The 267-nt window shown below is 40.1% G+C and carries 1 protein-coding gene; it reads right to left on the reverse strand.

Annotated features, from left to right (window positions below):
* Positions 1-267: efflux RND transporter permease subunit (locus AAEY83_RS15605; protein ID WP_351060391.1), on the reverse strand; the 267-nt coding region annotated here is incomplete at both ends.

The following is a 267-nucleotide window of genomic DNA, read 5'->3' on the forward strand; positions in this document are numbered from 1 at the left end:
GAGGAATGCCTTCTTTATCATGTTCTACATCGTGGGGATCAGCATCTGTGCCTAACGTTCTCGCTTGCGCATTTTTGTAATGTGTTGAATCAGGTCTATTAAGGTGTTTGAACATGTTTTCAACCATCACAACAGAGCCATCAACCAACATACCAATAGCAACAGCGATACCACCTAACGACATTAAGTTTGCCGATAAACCTATCCAAGACATCACCATTAAGGCGATAGCGATTGAAATAGGAATTGAAATTAACACTAAAAAGG

This window comes from Psychrobacter sp. TB20-MNA-CIBAN-0197 (assembly GCF_040309765.1).
Lineage (GTDB): Bacteria > Pseudomonadota > Gammaproteobacteria > Pseudomonadales > Moraxellaceae > Psychrobacter > Psychrobacter submarinus.